Origin of the sequence: Pseudomonas sp. PDM21 (genome assembly GCF_014852505.2) — a bacterium.
GTDB lineage: Bacteria > Pseudomonadota > Gammaproteobacteria > Pseudomonadales > Pseudomonadaceae > Pseudomonas.
On record NZ_CM181223.1, the window covers coordinates 5,615,001 to 5,639,283 of the forward strand.

18 protein-coding genes, 2 tRNA genes and 2 rRNA genes (1 of these 22 running past the window's edge) are annotated in these 24,283 nt (G+C 61.0%); 4 read left to right on the forward strand and 18 right to left on the reverse strand.

The genetic code is table 11. From position 1 onward, the window contains the following. The 10 genes from IB275_RS25935 to IB275_RS25980 form a co-directional block, all read right to left on the reverse strand. A 23S ribosomal RNA gene (locus IB275_RS25935) occupies nucleotides 1-2,875 on the reverse strand; it reaches 17 nt to the left of the window's first position. Nucleotides 2,876-3,104: 229 nt separating this feature from the next. Further along, a tRNA-Ala gene (locus IB275_RS25940) sits at nucleotides 3,105-3,180 on the reverse strand. A 27-nt stretch (nucleotides 3,181-3,207) separates the two neighbouring features. Further along, nucleotides 3,208-3,284 (reverse strand) — tRNA-Ile (locus IB275_RS25945). Nucleotides 3,285-3,348: 64 nt separating this feature from the next. Continuing rightward, nucleotides 3,349-4,885: ribosomal RNA gene (locus tag IB275_RS25950) — 16S ribosomal RNA — on the reverse strand. The 16S and 23S rRNA genes sit together here with 2 tRNA genes alongside, the layout of an rRNA operon. Before the next feature lie 545 nt (nucleotides 4,886-5,430). Beyond that, the gene (msrQ, locus tag IB275_RS25955; RefSeq protein WP_192292571.1) at nucleotides 5,431-6,039 is read right to left on the reverse strand and encodes a protein-methionine-sulfoxide reductase heme-binding subunit MsrQ; all 609 of its coding nucleotides are present in this window, start codon (nucleotides 6,037-6,039) and stop codon (nucleotides 5,431-5,433) included. Further along, complete coding sequence (gene msrP / locus IB275_RS25960) at nucleotides 6,039-7,049, reverse strand: protein-methionine-sulfoxide reductase catalytic subunit MsrP (protein ID WP_192292574.1); 1,011 nt, start codon at nucleotides 7,047-7,049, stop codon at nucleotides 6,039-6,041. Before msrP ends, msrQ begins: the two co-directional genes overlap by 1 nt. A 57-nt stretch (nucleotides 7,050-7,106) precedes the next feature. Next, nucleotides 7,107-7,931, reverse strand: coding sequence for a CDP-diacylglycerol--serine O-phosphatidyltransferase (gene pssA, locus IB275_RS25965; RefSeq protein WP_017516328.1), 825 nt, complete (start codon nucleotides 7,929-7,931; stop codon nucleotides 7,107-7,109). A 149-nt stretch (nucleotides 7,932-8,080) separates the two neighbouring features. Beyond that, the gene (ilvC, locus tag IB275_RS25970; protein WP_017516327.1) at nucleotides 8,081-9,097 is read right to left on the reverse strand and encodes a ketol-acid reductoisomerase; all 1,017 of its coding nucleotides are present in this window, start codon (nucleotides 9,095-9,097) and stop codon (nucleotides 8,081-8,083) included. A 44-nt stretch (nucleotides 9,098-9,141) separates the two neighbouring features. Continuing rightward, a complete protein-coding gene (gene ilvN, locus IB275_RS25975) occupies nucleotides 9,142-9,633 on the reverse strand; it encodes an acetolactate synthase small subunit (RefSeq protein WP_081520739.1) in 492 nt (163 codons plus the stop codon). 2 nt (nucleotides 9,634-9,635) lie between these two features. Beyond that, nucleotides 9,636-11,366, reverse strand: a complete 1,731-nt coding sequence (locus IB275_RS25980; RefSeq protein ID WP_081520738.1) for an acetolactate synthase 3 large subunit — start codon at nucleotides 11,364-11,366, stop codon at nucleotides 9,636-9,638. A gap of 403 nt (nucleotides 11,367-11,769) precedes the next feature. Between IB275_RS25980 and IB275_RS25985 the strand changes: the two genes are divergently transcribed. Beyond that, on the forward strand, nucleotides 11,770-12,222 hold the full coding sequence (locus IB275_RS25985; protein WP_192292578.1) for a DUF4124 domain-containing protein: 453 nt from the start codon (nucleotides 11,770-11,772) through the stop codon (nucleotides 12,220-12,222). Nucleotides 12,223-12,229: 7 nt separating this feature from the next. Here IB275_RS25985 and IB275_RS25990 read toward each other — a convergent pair whose 3' ends face one another. Genes IB275_RS25990 through mrcB form a run of 3 tightly spaced genes read right to left on the reverse strand, consistent with a single transcriptional unit; the run spans nucleotide 12,230 to nucleotide 15,727 of the window. Next, the gene (locus IB275_RS25990; RefSeq protein ID WP_192292581.1) at nucleotides 12,230-12,559 is read right to left on the reverse strand and encodes a YqcC family protein; all 330 of its coding nucleotides are present in this window, start codon (nucleotides 12,557-12,559) and stop codon (nucleotides 12,230-12,232) included. After that, a complete protein-coding gene (locus IB275_RS25995; protein ID WP_081520735.1) occupies nucleotides 12,559-13,386 on the reverse strand; it encodes a tetratricopeptide repeat protein in 828 nt (275 codons plus the stop codon). The genes IB275_RS25990 and IB275_RS25995 overlap by 1 nt, the downstream gene beginning before the upstream one ends. Nucleotides 13,387-13,402: 16 nt before the next feature. Then, the gene (gene mrcB / locus IB275_RS26000) at nucleotides 13,403-15,727 is read right to left on the reverse strand and encodes a penicillin-binding protein 1B (protein ID WP_192292584.1); all 2,325 of its coding nucleotides are present in this window, start codon (nucleotides 15,725-15,727) and stop codon (nucleotides 13,403-13,405) included. Between the two features lie 216 nt (nucleotides 15,728-15,943). On the opposite strand from mrcB, the gene IB275_RS26005 reads away from it, so the two are divergent. The 3 genes from IB275_RS26005 to IB275_RS26015 all read left to right on the forward strand — a co-directional run bounded on the left by IB275_RS26005 (nucleotide 15,944) and on the right by IB275_RS26015 (nucleotide 18,913). Next, a complete protein-coding gene (locus tag IB275_RS26005; protein ID WP_192292587.1) occupies nucleotides 15,944-17,506 on the forward strand; it encodes a bifunctional aminoglycoside phosphotransferase/ATP-binding protein in 1,563 nt (520 codons plus the stop codon). A gap of 229 nt (nucleotides 17,507-17,735) precedes the next feature. Beyond that, nucleotides 17,736-18,008 (forward strand): TfoX/Sxy family protein, encoded by a 273-nt coding sequence (locus IB275_RS26010; protein ID WP_045216847.1) that lies wholly within the window; start codon nucleotides 17,736-17,738, stop codon nucleotides 18,006-18,008. A 104-nt stretch (nucleotides 18,009-18,112) separates the two neighbouring features. Continuing rightward, entirely contained in the window at nucleotides 18,113-18,913 is an 801-nt protein-coding gene (locus IB275_RS26015; RefSeq protein WP_192318834.1) for a cyclic nucleotide-binding domain-containing protein, read from the forward strand. 527 nt (nucleotides 18,914-19,440) lie between these two features. Here IB275_RS26015 and IB275_RS26020 read toward each other — a convergent pair. The 5 genes from IB275_RS26020 to IB275_RS26040 are packed head-to-tail and all read right to left on the reverse strand — an operon-like array spanning nucleotide 19,441 to nucleotide 24,108. Continuing rightward, nucleotides 19,441-20,337 carry a ChaN family lipoprotein gene (locus IB275_RS26020; RefSeq protein ID WP_192292593.1) on the reverse strand — a complete coding sequence of 299 codons (897 nt, stop codon included), beginning with the start codon at nucleotides 20,335-20,337 and terminating at the stop codon, nucleotides 19,441-19,443. Nucleotides 20,338-20,348: 11 nt separating this feature from the next. Beyond that, on the reverse strand, nucleotides 20,349-21,116 hold the full coding sequence (locus IB275_RS26025; RefSeq protein WP_192292596.1) for a heme ABC transporter ATP-binding protein: 768 nt from the start codon (nucleotides 21,114-21,116) through the stop codon (nucleotides 20,349-20,351). Beyond that, entirely contained in the window at nucleotides 21,116-22,099 is a 984-nt protein-coding gene (locus IB275_RS26030) for a FecCD family ABC transporter permease (protein WP_192293625.1), read from the reverse strand. The genes IB275_RS26025 and IB275_RS26030 overlap by 1 nt, the downstream gene beginning before the upstream one ends. Before the next feature lie 50 nt (nucleotides 22,100-22,149). After that, the gene (locus IB275_RS26035; RefSeq protein ID WP_192292599.1) at nucleotides 22,150-23,043 is read right to left on the reverse strand and encodes a heme/hemin ABC transporter substrate-binding protein; all 894 of its coding nucleotides are present in this window, start codon (nucleotides 23,041-23,043) and stop codon (nucleotides 22,150-22,152) included. A gap of 9 nt (nucleotides 23,044-23,052) precedes the next feature. Further along, complete coding sequence (locus tag IB275_RS26040; protein WP_192292602.1) at nucleotides 23,053-24,108, reverse strand: hemin-degrading factor; 1,056 nt, start codon at nucleotides 24,106-24,108, stop codon at nucleotides 23,053-23,055. Between the last annotated feature and the right edge of the window lie 175 nt (nucleotides 24,109-24,283).

Below are 24,283 nucleotides of genomic sequence, written 5' to 3' on the forward strand. Positions count from 1 at the left end.
GCAATTAGTATCGGTTAGCTCAACGCCTCACAGCGCTTACACACCCGACCTATCAACGTCGTAGTCTTCGACGGCCCTTCAGGGGAATCAAGTTCCCAGTGAGATCTCATCTTGAGGCTAGTTTCCCGCTTAGATGCTTTCAGCGGTTATCTATTCCGAACATAGCTACCCGGCAATGCCACTGGCGTGACAACCGGAACACCAGAGGTTCGTCCACTCCGGTCCTCTCGTACTAGGAGCAGCCCCTCTCAAATCTCAAACGTCCACGGCAGATAGGGACCGAACTGTCTCACGACGTTCTAAACCCAGCTCGCGTACCACTTTAAATGGCGAACAGCCATACCCTTGGGACCGGCTTCAGCCCCAGGATGTGATGAGCCGACATCGAGGTGCCAAACACCGCCGTCGATATGAACTCTTGGGCGGTATCAGCCTGTTATCCCCGGAGTACCTTTTATCCGTTGAGCGATGGCCCTTCCATACAGAACCACCGGATCACTAAGACCTACTTTCGTACCTGCTCGACGTGTCTGTCTCGCAGTCAAGCGCGCTTTTGCCTTTATACTCTACGACCGATTTCCGACCGGTCTGAGCGCACCTTCGTACTCCTCCGTTACTCTTTAGGAGGAGACCGCCCCAGTCAAACTGCCCACCATACACTGTCCTCGATCCGGATAACGGACCAGAGTTAGAACCTCAAGCATGCCAGGGTGGTATTTCAAGGATGGCTCCACGCAGACTGGCGTCCACGCTTCAAAGCCTCCCACCTATCCTACACAAGCAGGCTCAAAGTCCAGTGCAAAGCTACAGTAAAGGTTCACGGGGTCTTTCCGTCTAGCCGCGGATACACTGCATCTTCACAGCGATTTCAATTTCACTGAGTCTCGGGTGGAGACAGCGCCGCCATCGTTACGCCATTCGTGCAGGTCGGAACTTACCCGACAAGGAATTTCGCTACCTTAGGACCGTTATAGTTACGGCCGCCGTTTACCGGGGCTTCGATCAAGAGCTTCGCTTTCGCTAACCCCATCAATTAACCTTCCGGCACCGGGCAGGCGTCACACCCTATACGTCCACTTTCGTGTTTGCAGAGTGCTGTGTTTTTAATAAACAGTCGCAGCGGCCTGGTATCTTCGACCGGCATGGGCTTACGGAGTAAATCCTTAACCCTCGCCGGCGCACCTTCTCCCGAAGTTACGGTGCCATTTTGCCTAGTTCCTTCACCCGAGTTCTCTCAAGCGCCTTGGTATTCTCTACCCAACCACCTGTGTCGGTTTGGGGTACGGTTCCTAGTTACCTGAAGCTTAGAAGCTTTTCCTGGAAGCATGGCATCAACCACTTCATCATCTAAAAGATGACTCGTCATCAGCTCTCGGCATTAAGACCCCGGATTTACCTAAGATCTCTGCCTACCACCTTAAACTTGGACAACCAACGCCAAGCTGGCCTAGCCTTCTCCGTCCCTCCATCGCAGTAACTAGAAGTACAGGAATATTAACCTGTTTCCCATCGACTACGCTCTTCAGCCTCGCCTTAGGGACCGACTAACCCTGCGTCGATTAACGTTGCGCAGGAACCCTTGGTCTTTCGGCGTGGGAGTTTTTCACTCCCATTGTCGTTACTCATGTCAGCATTCGCACTTCTGATACCTCCAGCAAGCTTCTCAACTCACCTTCACAGGCTTACAGAACGCTCCTCTACCGCGCATCTTGCGATGCACCCGTAGCTTCGGTGTATGGTTTGAGCCCCGTTACATCTTCCGCGCAGGCCGACTCGACTAGTGAGCTATTACGCTTTCTTTAAAGGGTGGCTGCTTCTAAGCCAACCTCCTAGCTGTCTAAGCCTTCCCACATCGTTTACCACTTAACCATAACTTTGGGACCTTAGCTGACGGTCTGGGTTGTTTCCCTTTTCACGACGGACGTTAGCACCCGCCGTGTGTCTCCCACGCTGACACTTCCAGGTATTCGGAGTTTGCATCGGTTTGGTAAGTCGGGATGACCCCCTAGCCGAAACAGTGCTCTACCCCCTGGAGTGATACGTGAGGCGCTACCTAAATAGCTTTCGAGGAGAACCAGCTATCTCCGAGCTTGATTAGCCTTTCACTCCGATCCACAAGTCATCCCCTACCTTTTCAACGGGAGTGGGTTCGGTCCTCCAGTCAGTGTTACCTAACCTTCAACCTGCTCATGGATAGATCGCCCGGTTTCGGGTCTATACCCAGCGACTAAAACGCCCTATTAAGACTCGCTTTCGCTACGCCTTCCCTATACGGTTAAGCTCGCCACTGAATATAAGTCGCTGACCCATTATACAAAAGGTACGCAGTCACCTAACAAAGTAGGCTCCCACTGCTTGTACGCATACGGTTTCAGGTTCTATTTCACTCCCCTCTCCGGGGTTCTTTTCGCCTTTCCCTCACGGTACTGGTTCACTATCGGTCAGTCAGTAGTATTTAGCCTTGGAGGATGGTCCCCCCATATTCAGACAAAGTTTCTCGTGCTCCGTCCTACTCGATTTCACTTCAAAGAACCTTTCACATACGGGGCTATCACCCACTATGGCCGCACTTTCCAGAGCGTTCTGTTAGATTCAAAGAAGCTTAAGGGCTAATCCCCGTTCGCTCGCCACTACTAAGGGAATCTCGGTTGATTTCTTTTCCTCAGGGTACTTAGATGTTTCAGTTCCCCTGGTTCGCCTCTTACACCTATGTATTCAGTGCAAGATACCTAACTTATGCTAGGTGGGTTTCCCCATTCAGAGATCTCCGGATCAAAGTCTGTTTGCCGACTCCCCGAAGCTTATCGCAGGCTACCACGTCTTTCATCGCCTCTGACTGCCAAGGCATCCACCGTATGCGCTTCTTCACTTGACCATATAACCCCAAGCAATCTGGTTATTGTCTCGAACGTGAAGACGACATTCGCCGAAAATTCGCGCTTGAACTCGCAAATTTTACCTTGACTTGAATAATCACCAGTGAAAGAGATTATTCAGTCTACTTCTATCACATACCCAAATTTTTAAAGAACAGTTCTGGCACAAAGACCAGACATCAATGTTCGTTCATCTTGAACATTCATGTCTGAGCTTTCGACGATTAATGGTGGAGCCAAGGAGGATCGAACTCCTGACCTCCTGCGTGCAAAGCAGGCGCTCTCCCAGCTGAGCTATGGCCCCATCGGATCAGCAGCACACCACAACAATTGGTGGGTCTGGGCAGATTCGAACTGCCGACCTCACCCTTATCAGGGGTGCGCTCTAACCAACTGAGCTACAGACCCAATCGTCTAACCAGTGAATCAAGCAATTCGTGTGGGAGCTTATGAAGAAGCTGAGATCTTCGATTAAGGAGGTGATCCAGCCGCAGGTTCCCCTACGGCTACCTTGTTACGACTTCACCCCAGTCATGAATCACTCCGTGGTAACCGTCCCCCTTGCGGTTAGACTAGCTACTTCTGGAGCAACCCACTCCCATGGTGTGACGGGCGGTGTGTACAAGGCCCGGGAACGTATTCACCGTGACATTCTGATTCACGATTACTAGCGATTCCGACTTCACGCAGTCGAGTTGCAGACTGCGATCCGGACTACGATCGGTTTTATGGGATTAGCTCCACCTCGCGGCTTGGCAACCCTCTGTACCGACCATTGTAGCACGTGTGTAGCCCTGGCCGTAAGGGCCATGATGACTTGACGTCATCCCCACCTTCCTCCGGTTTGTCACCGGCAGTCTCCTTAGAGTGCCCACCATAACGTGCTGGTAACTAAGGACAAGGGTTGCGCTCGTTACGGGACTTAACCCAACATCTCACGACACGAGCTGACGACAGCCATGCAGCACCTGTGTTCCGATTCCCGAAGGCACTCTCGCATCTCTGCAAGATTCCGGACATGTCAAGGCCAGGTAAGGTTCTTCGCGTTGCTTCGAATTAAACCACATGCTCCACCGCTTGTGCGGGCCCCCGTCAATTCATTTGAGTTTTAACCTTGCGGCCGTACTCCCCAGGCGGTCGACTTATCGCGTTAGCTGCGCCACTAAGATCTCAAGGATCCCAACGGCTAGTCGACATCGTTTACGGCGTGGACTACCAGGGTATCTAATCCTGTTTGCTCCCCACGCTTTCGCACCTCAGTGTCAGTATCAGTCCAGGTGGTCGCCTTCGCCACTGGTGTTCCTTCCTATATCTACGCATTTCACCGCTACACAGGAAATTCCACCACCCTCTACCGTACTCTAGTCAGGCAGTTATGGATGCAGTTCCCAGGTTGAGCCCGGGGATTTCACATCCATCTTACCAAACCACCTACGCGCGCTTTACGCCCAGTAATTCCGATTAACGCTTGCACCCTTCGTATTACCGCGGCTGCTGGCACGAAGTTAGCCGGTGCTTATTCTGTTGGTAACGTCAAAACAGCAAGGTATTAACTTACTGCCCTTCCTCCCAACTTAAAGTGCTTTACAATCCGAAGACCTTCTTCACACACGCGGCATGGCTGGATCAGGCTTTCGCCCATTGTCCAATATTCCCCACTGCTGCCTCCCGTAGGAGTCTGGACCGTGTCTCAGTTCCAGTGTGACTGATCATCCTCTCAGACCAGTTACGGATCGTCGCCTTGGTAGGCCTTTACCCCACCAACTAGCTAATCCGACCTAGGCTCATCTGATAGCGCAAGGCCCGAAGGTCCCCTGCTTTCTCCCGTAGGACGTATGCGGTATTAGCGTTCCTTTCGAAACGTTGTCCCCCACTACCAGGCAGATTCCTAGGCATTACTCACCCGTCCGCCGCTGAATCCGGGAGCAAGCTCCCATCATCCGCTCGACTTGCATGTGTTAGGCCTGCCGCCAGCGTTCAATCTGAGCCATGATCAAACTCTTCAGTTCAATACTGCTTGGGTTTTGAGAAAACCCTAAACTTGGCTCAGCAATCGCATGCTCTATTTAAAGAGCTAAAACTCTCGAATTCACGAGTGTTACTTGCGTTGCTGATAATCAGTCGATCATCAGTCTTACATCACAAGCACCCACACGAATTGCTTGATTCAACTTGTTAAAGAGCGTTTGGCTGAGGCTTTCGTCTCAACCGAGGCGCGCATTCTACGCTAACCTCATCTTTCGTCAAGCTTTATTTTTCGAAAATTTCTTTTCTACTCAATCGCTTGTGCTTCAGCGAAGGAAACCTTCTCATCAGCGGGAGGCGCATTCTACAGCGATCAAACTCGCTGTCAACCACCTCGGTGATCTTCTTTTCAGCTCGCTGCCGGAGCAGCTAATGAAGAGCGGCAAGTGAATCACCTGCCTGACCACTACCCTCAACTTCGAACCTTTGTAAGTACTTGATTTTCAAGTTCTTTCAGCGCTTCGTCGCTGAGAGTGGTGCGCATTATAGGGAGTTTAAATCGGCCGTCAACGACTAATTTAAACTTTCTTCAGTTAGCAGCCAGACGGCCCCGCAACAACGGCAAACGCCGGGCCACTGGCGGCACCCGCAAGAGCAGCAGGACCAGGCCTATGGCTGCATAGATCGCCCAGCGCTCCAGATCGGACCGTACGACCCACAGCATATGGAGTAATCCCAGACCGAGGATGACATATATCAGTCGATGCAGTTTCTTCCAGCCCGTCCCCAGCCTCCGCATGCTGTAGCGGTTGGAAGTGATCGCCAGGGAGAGCAAGCCGAGGAAGGCAACGACCCCGACAATGATATAGGGACGCTTGCGCAGTTCGACGCCCAACTGCGCCCAGTCCAGCCCCAGAATGAAGACGGCATAGGCGCTCAGGTGCAGCACTATATAGGTGAAGCACCATAGCCCCAGCTGCCGACGGACCTGTACCCAGCCTCCCCAGCGGGTAATCTTCTGCAGGGGAGTCATGGTCAGGGTTATGAGCAACAGGACCAGGCCGCCTTGCCCCAGCAGGTCGACCAACGCCTTGCCCGGATCCGGGCCAAGATCGAAGATCCACGCCTGGTACAGCCAATAAAGCGGCGGCAGCAACGCAGCCAGAAACACCCCGGCCCGCCAGAACGGATAGCGCATCAGTAATCCTTCCTCAGGTCCATGCCTGCATAGAGCGGAGCGACTTCATCGGCATAGCCGTTGAACATGAGGGTGGGACGAACATTGGGGCTGAATAGTCCACTGGGCAGGCGACGCTCGCGCGCCTGACTCCAGCGCGGATGGTCAACGGCTGGATTGACGTTGGCATAGAAGCCGTACTCATCCGAGGCCAGGCTCTGCCAGGTGGTCTTCGGCTGCTCCTCGACGAAGCTGATCCGCACAATGGACTTGGCGCCCTTGAAACCATATTTCCACGGCACCACCAGGCGAAGCGGTGCTCCGTTCTGGTTCGCCAGCACCCGGCCATACATGCCGACTGCCAATATCGCCAATGGATGCATTGCCTCATCCATGCGCAGCCCTTCTACGTAAGGCCAGTCGATCAAGGCGAAATTGGACTGCACACCAGGCATGTCCTTTCGATCCACCAGGGTTTCAAAGCGCACGTACTTCGCCTTGCTGGTCGGCTCCACGCGCTTAATCAGGTCGGATATCGGGAAACCAATCCAGGGAATCACCATCGACCAGGCCTCGACACAGCGCAGCCGGTAGATGCGTTCCTCCAACTGATAGGGCTTGATGAAGTCTTCGAGCCCATACTTGCCAGGCTTGCCCACTTCCCCATCGATCACCACCGACCACGGCTCGGTCTTCAGCGCGCCGGCATTGGCGGCAGGATCGCCCTTGTCGGGGCCGAACTCATAAAAGTTGTTGTAAGTGGTCGCATCCTTGAACGGCGTGATGGCTTCATCTTTCACTGTCACGGCATCCCAGCGGGTAGCCGACAGCTTCTCCGCCAACCAGGAAGGAGCAGCCGCTTGGGCCACATCGGCATAGCGACCGCCATCGGCGAGACTCAGACGCGGTAATCCGGATAACGCGGCAACCGCCATCGCACCACCGAGAAAGTGGCGACGGGAGAGATAGAGGGATTCGGGAGTGACTTCCGATTCGTGGCAATCGGAAAGGCGGGACGACTTGATCAGCATGACGGGCTCCGCAACGACTGGCTGTATGCGCCAGTAGACTGCGGAGCCCGCTGGAAATTACACGGCAGGCGGCTGCTTGCGACGGCGCAATTGCAACAAGTATTGCACCGGGCCGGAGGTGGCGTAAGCAAGGAACAGCAGGAGCAGGATGCGCGGCGGGTCGGTGAAGACCACCGCGAATGCCAGCACCACCACCAGGATCGCCATGAACGGCACGCGACCACGCAGGTCGAGATCCTTGAAGCTGTAGTACTTGATGTTGCTGACCATCAGCATGCCGGCGGCAGCGACCATCAGGGCAACCAGCAGGGAAACCTTGGCACCCTGCACGTCGAAGTCGGCGAACGCCCACACCGTACCGGCAACCAGCGCTGCGGCGGCCGGGCTGGCCAGACCAATGAAGTAGCGCTTGTCGGCCTTGCCCACCTGGGTATTGAAGCGCGCCAGGCGCAGCGCCGCACCCGCCACATAGATGAAGGCGACCATCCAGCCGACCTTGCCCAGACTGCTCAGCGCCCACTCGAAGGCGACCAGTGCCGGCGCGACACCAAAGGCGACCATATCGGACAACGAGTCGTACTCGGCGCCGAAAGCACTCTGGGTATTGGTCAGGCGGGCCACGCGACCGTCGAGGCCGTCGAGGACCATGGCGACGAAGATGGCGATGGCGGCGTTGGAGAAGTCGCCGTTCATGGCATTGATGATGGCGTAGAGGCCGGTGAACAGTGCCGCGGTGGTGAACAGGTTGGGCAGCAGGTAGATGCCGCGATGACGAACCTTGCGACCTTCGGCGTCATGGCCCTCTTCGATGTGCTCATCGATGGGCAGCAGACTTTCTTCGGTGTCGGAAGCCTTGTTCGGCTCCTCGTGACCTTCACTCATGGACGATTCCTTGAGAACTCGTTGAGGCTGAGATTCGCCGGGGCACGCTACTGCGCAGACTCACCCGACGCCCCCGCTTTATACCAGATCACCGCCCCTAAACGAAAAAACGCGGCAAGCGCCGCGTTTCTTCGTTCGTCGAAAGGACCTTAGTTCTTGGTCTTGTCGACGATCTTGTTGGCAGCGATCCACGGCATCATGGCGCGCAGCTGCTCGCCGATGACTTCGATACCGTGAGCGGCGTTGTTACGGCGCTTGGCGGTCATCGACGGGTAGTTGGTGGCGCCTTCGGAGATGAACATCTTGGCGTATTCGCCGTCCTGGATGCGCTTCAGAGCATTGCGCATGGCCTGACGGGATTCGGCGTTGATGACTTCAGGACCGGTCACGTACTCGCCATATTCGGCGTTGTTCGAGATCGAGTAGTTCATGTTGGCGATGCCGCCTTCGTACATGAGGTCAACGATCAGCTTCAGTTCGTGCAGGCACTCGAAGTAGGCCATTTCCGGAGCGTAACCGGCTTCGACCAGGGTTTCGAAACCGGCTTTCACCAGCTCGACGCAACCGCCGCACAGAACAGCCTGCTCGCCGAACAGGTCGGTTTCGGTCTCGTCCTTGAAGGTGGTTTCGATGATGCCGGTACGGCCGCCGCCAACGCCGCAGGCGTAGGACAGAGCGACGTTCTTGGCATTGCCCGAAGCGTCCTGGTAGATGGCGATCAGGTCAGGGATGCCGCCGCCCTTGACGAACTCGGAGCGCACGGTGTGGCCCGGAGCTTTCGGCGCGATCATGATCACGTCGAGGTCAGCGCGCGGTACGACCTGGTTGTAGTGGATGGAGAAGCCGTGAGCAAAGGCCAGGGTAGCGCCCTTCTTCAGGTTCGGCTCGATCTCATCCTTGTACAGGCGGCCCTGGAATTCGTCCGGGGTCAGGATCATGACCAGGTCGGCAGCGGCAACGGCTTCAGCCACTTCGGCGACTTTCAGGCCGTGGTTCTGTGCCTTGGCAACGGAGGAAGAACCCGCACGCAGGCCGACGGTAACGTCGACGCCGGAGTCTTTCAGGTTGCAGGCGTGGGCGTGGCCCTGGGAACCGTAACCGATGATGGCAACTTTCTTGCCCTGAACGATGGAGAGGTCACAGTCTTTATCGTAGAAAACGCGCATTTGGGTAATCCCCTGTCAGTTGGCCTCGTGGGCCGTATTTCAAATCAGATGCTGAGAGTCTTGTCGCCACGGGCAATACCGGTGACGCCACTGCGGACAACTTCGAGGATCGACGCGGTGCCGACGGCCTGGATGAAGCTGTCCAGCTTGTCGCTGGTACCGGCCAGCTGCACGGTGTAGACGCTGCTGGTGACGTCGACGATCTGGCCGCGGAAGATGTCGGTGGTGCGCTTGACCTCGGCGCGCTGGGCGCCGGTGGCCTTCACTTTCACCAGCATCAGCTCGCGCTCGATGTGCGCGCTCTCCGAGAGGTTCACCAGTTTTACCACCTCGATGAGCTTGTTGAGGTTCTTGGTGATCTGCTCGATGACCTCATCCTGACCGGCGGTGGTCAGGGTCAGGCGCGACAGCGTCGGGTCCTCGGTGGGGGCGACGGTCAAGCTTTCGATGTTGTAGTTGCGCTGGGAGAACAGGCCGACCACGCGGGAGAGCGCGCCGGGTTCGTTTTCCAGCAGCAGGGAAATGATGTGTCGCATGATCAGGTACGCTCCGTCTTGCTCAGCCACATGTCGCGCATCGCACCACCGCGGATCTGCATCGGGTAGACGTGCTCGCTGGTATCGACCTGGATGTCGAGGAAGACCAGGCGATTCTTCATCGCGAAGGCTTCTTCCATCATCGGTTTCAGGTCCTTCAGGTCGGTGATGCGCATGCCGACGTGGCCATACGCTTCAGCCAGCTTGACGAAGTCCGGCAGCGATTCCATGTAGGAGTGCGAATAACGGCTGTTGTACTGCATGTCCTGCCATTGGCGGACCATGCCCAGCGCACCGTTGTTCAGGTTGACGATCTTCACCGGCAGGTCGTACTGCAGGCAGGTGGACAGCTCCTGGATGTTCATCTGGATGCTGCCTTCACCGGTCACGCAGGCGACGTCGGCTTCGGGGAAGTTCAGCTTCACACCCATGGCGGCCGGGAAACCGAAGCCCATGGTGCCCAGGCCACCGGAGTTGATCCAGCGATTGGGTTTGTTGAAGCGGTAGTACTGCGCCGCGAACATCTGGTGCTGGCCCACGTCGGAAGCGACGAAGGCATCACCGTTGGTGACTTCGCAGAGGGTCTCGATCACGGTCTGCGGCTTGATGATGCTGCCGTCGCCCATGTTGTACGGGAACAGCCCACGGGTGCCGCGCCATTCCTCGATCTGCTTCCACCAGGCAGCTTGCGCTTCCTTGTTCGGGGTCTCGCCGATTTCCTTGAGGATCGCGACCATTTCGGTCAGGACGCTGTCCACCGGACCAACGATCGGGATGTCGGCCTTGACGGTCTTGGAGATCGAGGCCGGGTCGATGTCGACGTGGATGATCTTGGCGTTCGGGCAGAACTTGGCAGCGGTCTCGCCGTTGATCACGCGGTCGTCGAAGCGTGCGCCGACAGCGAAGATCACGTCCGCGTGATGCATCGCGAGGTTCGCGGTGTAGCTGCCGTGCATACCGAGCATGCCGACGAACTGGCGATCGGTACCCGGATAGCCACCCAGACCCATCAGGGTATTGGTGACCGGCACGTTGAGCATGCGTGCGACTTCGGTCAGCGGCTCGGCGGCATTGCCCATGATCACGCCACCACCGGCGTAGATGATCGGGCGCTTTGCAGCCAGCATCATCTCGGCAGCCTTGCGGATCTGGCCGGAGTGGCCACGGACCGCCGGGCTGTAGGAGCGCAGCTTGACCTTCTTCGGGTAGTTGTACTCGAACTTCTGGGTCGGATCGCCCATGTCCTTCGGAATATCGATCACCACCGGACCGGGACGGCCGGACTGGGCGATATAGAAGGCCTTCTTGATGACCTCTGGGATTTCCGACGGATGCTTGATGATGAAGCTGTGCTTCACGATCGGACGGGAGATACCGACCATGTCGGTTTCCTGGAACGCGTCGGTGCCGACCATGTTGCTCGCTACCTGGCCGGAGATCACCACCATCGGGATGGAGTCCATGTAGGCGGTAGCGATGCCGGTGACGGCGTTGGTCGCGCCGGGACCGGAGGTCACCAGCACCACGCCCGGCTTACCGGTGGCGCGCGCATAGCCGTCGGCCATGTGGGTGGCGGCCTGCTCGTGGCGAACCAGGATGTGGGTTACTTCGTTCTCTTTGAAGAGAGCGTCGTAGATATGCAGGAGGGCACCGCCCGGGTACCCGTAGATGTACTTAACGCCTTCGTCACGCAGGGAGCGGACGACCATTTCAGCGCCGGATAAAAGTTCCACGTTGTCACCTCTAGAACGCTATATACGGAAACCCCCAACGTGGGGGACCGACTTGGATGGCTGCCCGGCAGACATGGGCGAATGTAATCGCCGGCTACGTCGACTGCCGATTGAGCAGAACCTGGAGGCGCTCCTGTTTGTGTTACGGAGAGCCTCCACCCAGCGCGAGGTAACGCGAAACAGGGTGAAACTTTGCGGCGCGGGTAGCACCTCTTGTCTGCCGAGTAAAACCAGCTTGCGGCCGGCCCACTGCAGCGAACCTTGGATTCTTCTGAAACGAAGCGGCCAAGTCAAGCCATATATGGCTTTGAATGAAGCGGGGATGTGAACTTTCTCAGAGTGAATAAGCGCACGATTTGGTTATAGTTACCGACAGACTCCGCATCCCAAGGATCGACAAAGCATGCGACGGACGATTTTCCTGGGCAGCCTGCTGCTCGCACTGGCCCCGACCGTGATGGCCGCGCAGGTCTACAAGTGGGTCGATGCCCAGGGCATCACCCATTTCGGCGCTCAGCCGCCGGAAGGCACCGATGCCGCCACCGTGAACACCAATACCGCGCCGCCCAAGGCCAGCAGCAATTTCCCGCCGCCGGCCGCCGCCAAGCCGACGCTGCCACCCAGCGCAGACGAAAAGCAGAAGGCCGCCGACGAGAAGGTGCGCCAGGAAGTGGCGCAGCAGGAAGCCGAGCGAGTCCAGCAATGCGAGAAGCTGCGCGCCGACGTGGCCCAACTGAAGAACAACCCGCGCGTCCGCGTGGACGACGGCAATGGTGACCTGCGCCGGATCACCGAAGAGGAACGTCAGGGGCGCATCGCGGACAGCGAAAAGAGCATTCGCGAGAACTGCAACTGACGCCCGCTCAGGGCGTCGGGCTGATCAGCTGATCGAAGGCGCCGAGCGCATCCAGCAGCGCCGCCACGCGCGCGCCCTCATTGGCGTAAGCCATTTCCGCGATGGCGCGGATACCCGAAGCACTGGGCAGATCCGCGCCGCTCTCGATGATCAGTTTCATCCGCGGCAGAAAGATCCACTGCAGCCACTCCTCCAGCGCCAGTGTGTCCACGCAGAAGGGTTCGATGCTGGAAAGCCTGTCCGTCGACGGGCTCTCGACTCCCCACATCCCGATCGTACGCAACTCCCGTTCTATCAACAGCAACTGATCGGCAACAGCCAGCACGCGCGTGTCCATTACAGGGTCACCTTGGCTTTCTGACGCGCTTCGGCAGCGCCGGCAGCGTTGCCCTGCTGGTCACGGCACTTGGCGATCAGATCCCACAGGCTGGCCTGCATGGTCGGGCGACCATTGGCCAGCGACAGGCCGCGCAACGCGACCTGTTCGGCTTGCGCGGCATCGCCCTGGGCCAGGCGAACCTGGGCCAGCTTGTAGAGAACCTGCGGCTCGCGCGGTGCGATGCGCTGGGCACGCTCCAGGCTCGCGGCAGCGCCGTTCAGATCACCACCACCCTGCTGCTGCGAAGCGGAGGTCAGTAGCGCAAGCACCGGTCCATCCAGTTGCTCGTCCGCCGACAGGCCGGAGTTGCTCCGCGGAATCCCCGACGGCCCCTGGTAGGTGCTGCCCTGGCTCGACGGCGCGGCCTGCTGGGTCTGGTACGCCGGCTGCTGGTAGGTCTGCGACTGGAAACCACCATTGGAGGTGATACCACCACTGGTGGAGATCGGCTGCTGCGAAGAATAGGTCGAGCCGGCAGCCCCCGGAGACGTGGTCATCGGCGCGGTGCTGATCGGCGCGGCGCCGGTCTGTGCGGGGAAGGTCTGGATCGGCGCCATGCCGGCATCCTGCGGGACCATCACGGTAACGCCGGAGTCACCCTGCGGAATGCTCTGGCCGGCACCAGCGCGCACCGGCGCCTGGGTGTTGCCACCGCTGCGGCCGACGCGCTCCGAGTTGGAGACGGAGGTACCGGAGTCCTGCACGGGAATCGCACCGTGCTGCGGGGACGCGCAACCGGACAGAAGCGCCAGAGTCGCCGACGCTGCAAACCAAGCTTTTCTCACTTCCAATCCTCTTGCATCAGTTCAACCAGCCGCGCACCCAGTCCATGACTTCGCCGGCCGGCGTCTGGTTTCCGCAACCTGCGCCCAGCGCAGGCTCGCTTCCTCGAATATAAGGCATCTGTACTGCACCGGGGCAGTTGGCGTCAGTGCCCTGCCCGGTATGCGGATCGACCCAGGCCTGCACGACATTATCCGGCATCGGCATGTCCAGCGGTGCCGGATTGGCCTTGCGCATGAAACTGGTCCAGATCTGCAGCGCACCGGTGGCACCGGTGAGCGGCGTCTTGCCGTTGTCATCGCGACCGATCCACACCACCGCCAGCAGGTCCTGACCGAAGCCGGAGAACCAGCTATCGCGGGAGTCGTTGGTGGTGCCGGTCTTGCCCGCCAGGGTCAGGGACGCCGGCAACTGGTTGTAGACGGAGCGGCCGGTGCCCTCGCGCATCACGCGCTGCATGGCGCTCTGCAGCAGGTAGATGGCGCCCGGATCGAAGCGCTGCTGGACCTGGAACGGATAACGCTTGAGCGGCTGACCGTCGGCCGCCAGCACGCTGCGAATACTGCGCAGCGGCGTGTTGAAACCGCCGCTGGCGATGGTCTGGTACATGGTCGCCACCTGCATCGGGCTCAGTGCACCGGCGCCCAGCAGCATCGACGGATAGGCCGGCCAGTTCGGCGAAACGCCCAGGCGCTCCAGCGTCTTCAGAACGTTCGGTACGCCCAGGTCAAGACCCAGCCTGGCAGTGGACAGGTTCAGCGAACGAGCCAGCCCCTGGTAGAGGAAGATCGTGCCGTTGGCGGTGCCTTCATAGTTCTTCGGCGTCCAGACCTGGCCATCCTTGCCCTTCACCTGGAACGGCTGGTCCTGGATGTAGCTGGTCAGGGTGTACTGGCTCGGCTTTTCCAGTGCGGTCAGGTAGACCGCCGGCTTGACCAGCGAACCGATTGGCCGTACCGCATCGACAGCGCGGTTGAAGCCAGCGAAGCGCGGATCACGACTGCCGAGCAGCGCCTGGATCTCACCGGTTTCCGGGTTGGTCACGACCATCGCGGTTTCGGTTTCGGCAACGCCCTTGCGGCCTTCGAGACGCTTGAAGGTTTCGCTGACGGCGGACTCGGCCTTCATCTGCAGAATGGGGTCGAAGCTGGTGAAGATACGCAGACCTTCTTCGGTCAGGTCCTCGTCGCGGTAATCCTCGCGCAGCTGGCGTTTCACCAGGTCGAGGAACGCCGGATAGGAACTGTTGGCCATACTGCCCTGGCGAGTCACCCCCAGCGGCGTCTGCTTGGCGGCAGCGGCCTCGTCGGCAGTGATCACGCCCTGCTCGGCGAGCACGTCGAGCACGACGTTGCGGCGCTCCAGCGCACGCTCGGGATTGCGGCGCGGGTTGTAATAGGAGGGCCCTTTCACCATGCCGACCAACAGAGCCACCTGGGGCAGCTTGAGCTCCGACAGCGGCTGGCTGAAGAAGTACTGGCTGGCGAGGCCGAAGCCGTTCACCGAACGCTGGCCGTCCTGGCCGAGGAACACCTCATTGAGGTAGCCCTCGAGGATTTCGCGCTTGTCGTAATGCAGTTCAAGCAGCACCGCCATCATGGCTTCGGTGAGCTTGCGCGACAGGCTGCGCTCGTTGGTCAGGAAGAAGTTCTTCACCAGCTGCTGGGTCAGCGTGCTGCCGCCCTGGCGCAACTGGCCGGCGCTGGCGTTGACCCAGACGGCGCGAGCGATGGACTTGATCGAAACCCCGTGGTGGGTCCAGAAGTCACGGTCCTCCACGGCGACCAGAGTATCGATCAGGTACGGCGGCACCTGGTCGAGCTTGATCAGGATGCGGTCTTCGTTGTGCGCGGGGTACAGGCCGCCAATCAGCAGCGGCTCCATGCGCGCGACAGCGAGGTCGCCACCGTTGGCGCGGCTCAGGCCGGCCACATAGTCGCCGGAGAAGCGCACGCGAATGCGCTGCGCCGGCTCGGCACCTTCATAGAACTGGAAGCCGCGTGTGTTCAGGTCGACGGCATTGCCGGCCACCGACACCGCGCCCGGACCTGCGACCGAAGTCTCGCGCCGATAGCCCAGGGCATCCAGCTCGCGCAGGAAGTCGTCCTTGCCCAGTTTCAGGCCGACGAACAGTTCCAGCGGCCGGGCATAGACCTTGGCGGGAATGGTCCAGCGTTTGCCGGAGAACTTCTCCTGGACAACCGCATCGAGGTACACGGCAAAACCGGCCAGCACCACCACGCCAACCAGACTGAGCTTAAGAGCCCAGCCCAGCCACTTGCGCATGGCAGGCGACGATTTGCCGCTTTTTTTACGAGGTTTGGAAGATCGGGGACGCGTCATGGCGGCGCATTATACGTACTTTATCCACAGGAGACAGACGCCACTCCAGCGGGCGTCCAGGCTTGATGCGAACTGCCGCGCATCTCGCGGTTACGGCAGTCGCCGAGCTATGACCCCACGATGGCCATTTGGTTGCCGGTCGGCCGCAGAGTTTGCAGCTACCGACCCAGCCGCCATAATGCCTGCCTTCAGAAATTCGACCGGAAAGGACATCACGTGAGCCAGACCTTACTCGCAGCCCTGCAGAATCCCACCCTCTTCCCTCATCCGGTCGAAGGTTTCCGTGTCATCGAAACCCACATTTCCTGGGTGCTGCTTACTGGCTCCTACGTCTACAAGATCAAGAAGCCGGTGAACTTCGGCTTCCTCGACTTCACCGACCTCGCCCAGCGCAAGCACTTCTGCGAGGAAGAGCTGCGCCTGAACCAGCGCCTGACCGACGGTCTGTACCTTGACGTGATCGCCATCACCGGCAGCGAGAGCGCACCGCAGCTGAACGGTGAAGGCCCGGCCATCGAGTACATGCTCCAGTGCCGCGAATTCCCGCAAACCCAGCTGCTCAGCGAGGTGCAGGCACGCGGAGAACTGGGTTCCGCGCACATCGACGGGCTGGCCAAGCAGATCGCCGACTTCCACCTGCGCACCCCCATCGTACCTACCGAGCACCCGCTGGGTACCCCGGAAGCCTGCATGGCGCCCGTGCGGCAGAACTTCGAGCAGATTCGCCCGATGCTCTCCGACAAGGTCGACCTGCAACAGCTCGACGCCCTGGAAGCCTGGGCAGAATCCAGCTTCGAACGCCTGCACAGCGTGTTCGAGCAGCGCAAGGCGAACGGTTTCATCCGCGAATGCCATGGCGACATTCACCTGGGTAACGCCGCGATCATCGACGGCAAGGCCGTACTGTTCGACTGCATCGAGTTCAACGAGCCGTTCCGTTTCACCGACGTCACTGCCGATTACGCCTTCCTCGCCATGGACCTGGAAGACCGTGGCCTGAAATGCCTGTCGCGGCGCTTCGTCAGCCAGTACCTGGAATACACCGGCGACTACCAGTCTCTGGCCCTGCTGAACTTCTACAAGGCCTACCGCGCTCTGGTCCGCGCCAAGATCGCGCTGTTCAGCCTGGCGCACCAGACCGACGCCGTACAGAAGGCCGCGACCCTGCGCCAGTACCGCAACTACGCCAACCTGGCGGAAAGCTACAGTGCCATTCCCTCGCGCTTCCTGGCTGTCACCGTCGGCGTTTCCGCGGTCGGCAAGAGTCAGGTTGCCCTGCGCCTGGTGGAAGCGCTGGGCGCCGTGCGCCTGCGCTCGGACGTGGAGCGCAAGCGCCTGTTCGGCGAACAGAAGGCCGATCAGCAAGGCCAGCTCAAGAGCGGCATCTATGACACCGACGCCACCACCGCGACCTACCAGCGCCTCAACGAACTGGCCGTGGACATTCTGCGTGCCGGCTACCCGGTCGTGCTGGACGCCACCTTCCTCAAGCGCGAGCAGCGCGCCGCCGCGTGGGAAATTGCCGAGGAAACCGGCGTGCCCTTCCTGATCCTCGACTGCCACGCACCGGAAGCCGTGATCGCCGGCTGGCTGGCCCAGCGCCAGAACGACGGCAACGACCCGTCCGACGCCACCCTGGAAGTCGTCCAGGCACAACTGGCCAGCCGCGACGATCTCAGCGCCGAGGAGCAACAACACAGCAAGCGCGTCGACACTCCGGACGCCGCCAGCCTCGACGCCCTGGTCGCCAGCATCCGCCAGCGCCTACCCGGCCTCTGATCCACCGCCTGTCGGCCGGAGTCGCCCCGCGCGGCGATTTCCGGCCGTTGGCCACGCCGCACGACCAGCCTTCGACGACGACAACGCCCTGCCCCGCATTCATGGCGATGTCACAAAGCCACGTTTTTCCCAGTCACCGCTACACTTCCTTCTGAGTGTCCGGCCGCTACGAGCAGTTCTCGGCCCCTTCAAGACCCGACACCCATCGCGCCCATCGCAAGGACAGACGATGAACGACGAACTGCTGCACCTGAAGAACCTAGGCAAGACCTCCGCCCAATGGCTGCATGCCGTGGGCATTCACAGCGCCAGCGATCTGCGCCGTCTGGGGGCGGTCGGCGCCTATCGGGCCGTGCGCGCAAGGGGCTTCCGCGCCTCGAAAGTGCTGCTCTATGCCATCGAGGGCGCGCTGCTGGATGTGCACTGGAACGACCTGCCGCCCGCGCACAAGGCTGCTCTTCTTGGCGAGCTTGAGACATTTCCCGCACGTAACAAGAGCTAGCTCACAAGCTCTGTGTGAAAATGTTTACGCAAGGTACCTGTCCGCTTATGGTTTCAGGGCCCTTCGTGCGCCCTCGACCGTCGCCATATCAAGGAATTACGGCCATGTACCTACTCGGTGAACAACCCGCCTATGCCGATCGACTGATCAATCGGCTGCAGGGCATTCCGGCGCAATTGCTCGCCGGCCTTGAGCCCGCAGGCGAAGCCATTCGCCTGGAGCGCTCCGACGATCTGGAGGGCGAGCTGCCCGGCAAGCATCTGTTCCTCATCGAGAACGGTCTGGTCCATGCCCTGGTGGATGAACGCCCGCTGTTCTACCTGCAGGAAGGCGACCTGGTCGGCCTGCGCCAGGGCATCGAGCTGCCGCCCTGCCGCTATGTCAGCGAAGAGCCGCTGTGCCTGATTCCCTATTCGCGCAGCGACGTGTTCCGCCATATCCACAGCCACGAACAGCGTCAGGAGCAGTTCCTGCACTACCTGATCGGCCACACCGCGCTGCTGTCGGATGCCCTGGCGCACCTCAAGCAGCCGGAGATTCGCCCGGCCACCGGCTTCCAGCACTTCGCCGCCGGCGCCCAGCTGATCCAGCAGGGTGACGACGCCGAGCACGTGTTCATCATCATCGAGGGCCACGCCGAAGCCTTCGTCGACGGGCAGAAGGTCGGCGATGTGCAGAAGGACGAGATCTTCGGCGCCATGGCCGTGTTCACCCGCGAGAAACGCAGCGCCTCGGTGATCGCCAGTGAGCCGTGCACCGTGATGGTGATCCCCAAGGACCAGTTCCTCAGCCTGATGCAGAGCAACCCGCGCATCGCCCACAGCCTCATCGAAGGCATGGCGCGGCGCATTGACCTGCTGAACAAGGAAGTCACCCAGCTGCGTCTGCAACGCCAGGCCGACTGATCCGCTTCCACCTGAGAAAGCCCGGCCCAGCGCCGGGCTTTTTCGTTTGTGCAGGCGGAATTTCGCGGGCGAGAAAAAATCTGCAGAAAAGAGGTTGACTCTCAAATGATAATGATTATTATTGAGTCATCTGGTCGCGAGGCCAGATCGATAACCTCAAGAGACCACGCAGTCGGACTCTTCAGATTATCTCCTCATCAGGCTAATCACGGTTTCGACCCGGCACTTTGCCGGGTCTTTTTTTGCCTCGATTTTTTCCTTCGCGCGGCGCATTCACGTCCACCAGAAAATCTTCGGATCGGTCGAAGAAAAGGTGTTGACTCTCAAATGATAATGGTTATTATTACAACCACTGGCTGCGAGGCCAGTTGGATAAGCTCGAGAGACCACGCAGTCGGACTCTTCAGATTATCTCCTCATCAGGCTAATCACGGTTTCGACCCGGCACTTTGCCGGGTCTTTTTTTGCCCGCGATTTCTGCCACGACCGTCCTTCATCCACTCATGAAAAAGGGCCTTTCGGCCCCTTCACATATTGCCGCGCATCTGCGCGCAGTAATCCGTCGGCGGCTGCGCCGGTGTGTACCAGGCGAAGTCCGCCTGGGCCGGCTCCACCACTCTGCCGACTTCCGCCAGCATCACCACCTTCAGCCCTTGTGCTGCGCCCAGATCCTGTAGATGCAGCGGAACACCCAGGTCACGGCGCGCGTGGAAGCCGCCGGCAATCAGCAGAGAGGGGGCGGGCGCCGCCTTGAAACGTTCGGCCAGGCGCCGATCGCGCTGCTGCTGCACTGCCAGCATCGCCGGCAGCTGACTGTCCGGCAGCAGGCCACAATGGGAATCACGGATGTCCTGCAGCAATGCATCGCGCACCGGAGCGGCCGTGGAGGCCGGGCCCTGCAATTCAGGCTTGCCCCGGTAGATGCCCATGATCTCGCTGCGATCCAGGTTGGCCGCCAGCAACGGCGCCGGCTGCTTCACCAGCCAGGTCACCAGCGGGCCGTACTGCGACCAGTCCCAGCCTGGTTGCCAGCGCAGCGCACCGATCAGGTCTTTCGGCGTATCACCCTTCGCCGCCGAGGACTGGGCAGCGGTCACGGCGCTCTGCTGATCGGGGTTGAGCATCTCCAGCAGCACGCTGCCAGTCGGGCGGCGATCGGCCAGTGCGCGCGCCAGCCAGAGCTCGAGTGCATGGTGATCGGGGTTGTCGTGCTGTTCGCCGACTATCACCCGCGGCGCGGCAGCCAGTCGGTCGAGCAGTTGCGCTGGCGACAGCTCTTCACCGCTACGCAGATCGCGGATTACGCCCAGCTCGGCACTGCCGCGCCCTTCCGGGCTCTGCCAGACCGGTAGCGGCGGCACGCTCACCTGACCCTGGCAGGCGGTGAGAATAGCCAGCAGCGGGACGAGCAGGACTTTCTTCATGGCGACTCCCTTCAGCGCGCGATGATCAGCGGATGGCCGCGTTCCGGGTGCTCCTGCACCAGCACATCCAGGCCGAAGACAGTGCGCAGCGGCTCGGCCTGCAGCACTTCGCGAGGCGTGCCGAGCAGATGCGCGCGTGTCTCGTGCAGCAGCAGCAGGCGATCACAGTAACGCGCCGCAAGATTCAGGTCGTGCAGGATTACCAGCACCGCCGCGCCGCGCCCGGCGAAATCGCGCACAGCTTGCAGCGTAGTGTGCTGGTGCAGCGGGTCGAGCGCCGAGGTCGGCTCATCCAGCAGCAGCACCTGTTCCGCCCCGCCCGGCCACAACTGGGCCAGCACGCGGGCCAGATGCACCCGCTGGCGTTCTCCGCCGGAGAGCGCCAGGTAGCTGCGCCCGGCCAGGTGCGAAGCATCGGCGGCGACCATGGCTTCGCGGATGATTTCCTCGTCGCGCTGGCGGCCACTGTCGTGAGGCAAGCGTCCGAAGCCAACCACCGCCTCGACAGGGAATGCGAAGTTCAGCGAAGACGACTGCGGCAGAACAGCCAACCGGCGTGCGCGCTCGGTGCCTTGCCAGGAGTCCAGCGGGCGGCCGTCGAGGCTCACTGATCCGCCGGCCAGCGGTAGTTCCCCGTTCATGGCGCCAAGTAGGGTGCTCTTGCCCGCACCATTGGGGCCGAGAACGCCGAGCACTTCGCCCGGCTGCAGCGTCACGCTCACCTCCCGCAGGACGGTCTGGGCGCCGCGCTTCACCAGCAGCTTGTCTGCGCACAGCATCAGGAACGCCCCCGGATCAGCAGGTAGAGGAAGAACGGCGCACCAATCAGCGCGGTAACGATGCCGATCGGCAGTTCCGCCGGCGCCAGCGCCAGCCGCGCGATCAGGTCGGCGAGCAGAAGCAGGATCGCGCCGCCGAACATCGAGGCCGGCAGCAGCACCCGGTGGTCCGGACCGACGATCAGGCGCAGTACATGCGGCACCACCAGACCGATAAAGCCGATCATCCCGGCGGCAGCCACCGCCGCCCCGACGCCCAGCGCGGTGCAGAGGATCAGTTCGACTTTCAGCCGCTCGACGTCGAAGCCCAGGTGACGCGCTTCGGATTCGCCCAGCAGCAGCGCATTCAAGGCATTCACCCGGCGCGGCAGCCAGCAGGCCACCAGCAGGGTGATCAGCAGCAGCGGCCACAGTCGCGGGTAGCTCGCGCCGTTGAGGCTGCCAAGGTTCCAGAACGTCAGGGTGCGCAGGGTGGCATCGTCGGCGAGGTAGGTGAACAGGCCGATCAGTGCGCCCGCGAGCGCCGTCAGCGCGATGCCGGCGAGCAGCATGGTCGCCACGCTGGTCTGGCCGCTGTGGCGCCCCAGGCGATAGACCAGCGCCGTCACCAGCAGGCCGCCGGCAAAGGCACATGCAGACAACAGGTAAGGAGCGAAAGCCTCGGGCAATCCACCGATGGACGCACCGAAGACGATGGCGATGGCCGCCCCCAGCGCGGCACCGCTCGAAACACCGATCAGGCCGGGATCGGCCAGTGGGTTGCGGAACAACCCCTGCATGGCCACACCGGCCAGCGCCAGCACGCCCCCGGTCGCAATGCCCAGCAAGGTGCGCGGCAGGCGGATCTGCCCGACGATCAGCTCGGCCTGGCCGAGGCCATCGGCAGAGACTGGTAGCCCGGCCATGCGCGCCAGCGCGCGCAGGGTATCGCCCAGCGGCAGGCTCACCGGCCCGAGAGCCAGTGAGAGCCAGACGACCAGCAGCAGGAGGAAACCGAGGAGCAGGAACAGCGGTCTAGCGGTAACGATCCGGGTCAAGGACGACTTTCCGTGTTCAGGGCCTGCGCGGAAGGATAAAAGGCCTGGGAGAGGCTAGCCAGCCCGTCCGGGATGCGCGGCCCGAGACCGCCCACCAGCAGGGTCGGGTCGAGCACCAATACGCGGCCGTCACGCAGCGCGCTGGTTGCGGCCAGTCCGGGGTTCTGCTGGGTCAGCGCGGCGCGGGCCTTGTCACCGTCCAGGGTACGGTCGCTGAGCACCACCACCTGTGGATTCAGCGCGGTGAGGGCTTCGGTGGACAGCGTCTTGTAACCGGTGTGGGTCGCCAGGTTGCGGCCGCCGGCATGCTGGATCAGCCAGTCGCCGGCAGTGTCCTGCCCGGCCACCAGCAGGTTGCCGCCCGCGTGCCCGACCAGCAGGACGACACCGGGCGCGGCTTGAGCGGACTGGGCTTTCTTCACCCAGGCGTCCTGCGCGGCGAGGCGGGCATCGAAGTCCGCCTCGACCTGCCTGGCCTTGTCTGGCGCACCAAGCAGTTCGCCCAGACGCTGAATGGTGTTGTGCACGGTTTTCTCGTCAGCCGTGGCCGACAGCGTCTCGATCCGCACGCCGGCGGCACGCAATTGCTGCAGTACCGGCGGCGGACCCATCTCCTCGCTGCCCAGCAGGATGTCCGGTTTCAGCGCGAGGATGCCTTCGGCGGCGAGTTGCCGCTGGTAACCGATCTTCGGCAGCGCGTGAAGCGATGCCGGGTGCAGGCTGGTGGTGTCGACGCCCACCAGCTTGGCCTCGCCGCCCAGGGCGACGACCCATTCACTCAGCGAACCACCGGCGCTCACCCAGCGTTGCGGCAACGAGTCGGCCAGCGCGCTGGTGGCAGTCAGGCAGAGGCCGGCGAACAGCGCGCGTGCAGTCATGGAAGTCTTCATGAGTCGTCCTCAGCGTGCCGGGAAGGATTCAGCGAGTTCGCGCCAGCTCTGCAGTTCCGGAACGCCGGGCTTGCGCGCACCAAACACCTGCAGCACCAGCTCACCATGGGCATCGAAGGCTTCCCAGCTGGTGACCACGCCGTCGCTGCTGGGCTTGCGCACGCGCCACAGCTCGACCACGCCCGGGGTTTTCAGGTGCAGGTTGAACAGCGGGTCGAGGACGTTGAACCAGTCGTCCATCCACTTGAGGTTTTCCACGGTACCGGTATGAATCTGGATGCAGTGGGCGTTGCCGACGAAGATCATGATCGGCAACTGGTTGACCCCAGCTGCTTCCAGCAGGCGCGGCAGTTCGACGGTAGCCAGCGGCTCGGCCCACTCGCGGCCGGCGAGGCGCAGCGCCTGGGTGCGCTGGACCTTGTGCTTCTTCAGCAGGGCGAAGAAGTGGTGGGTGTCCTTCAATGCCGACCAGCCTTCGCGCAGAGCGGCGACATCAATCTCGCCATCGGCCAGCGACGCGGCCTTGGGCTCAAGTGGGGCCAGGTCGAGTGCGGCGCTCTGCTCGGCGGCAGTGAAGCTGCGCACCAGCGGGTCCCAGGCGGCGAGGTCACTCTGCTCGGTGAGGAAGACCTTGTGCACGGCGGTGCCCTGGCGATCGAACACCTGGATGCTGCGCTGGATGCCGTGGGCGGTCTCCTCGCTGATGGCGAAGGCGCTGGCCCAGCCGCCGAGGAACAGGCGCAGATCGATGTCCGGAGACACCACCAGGCCCATCTGGCCATTGGCGGAAACGGTCACGTCGCGGTACGGCCCCTTGCGCTCATGCACGCAATGCTCGTTGCGGGTCAGCGCCATGATCTGGCCCAGCTCCCCCAGCGCCGGCAGCAGCTCGGTCCAGTCGGTACGCAGGCGCACGGCGTCCACGCCCAGGCGGCAGGCAGTCAGCTGGGCTTCGCTCACGGCCAGGTGTTGCGCGGCATCGCGGGCGCGCAGGCGCGGCTTCTCGGCGCGCAGGGCTTGCCAGGCGCGGTACAGCTCGGAGGCCGGCGCAGTCAGGGTGGTCATCGCAGAATTCCTCGTTCGAAAGGTAGCCTGCCGCGGCGCAGCAGCATGGACGAACCTTGCCACAGGAAAACCAGGAAATCTATTTGATAATTATTTGCATTAAATGTCAGAGAGGCTTAAGGTCGGCGCCGCTTTCGCTGGCAAGACGCCAGCCCAGCCCCTCTTCAGCACACGG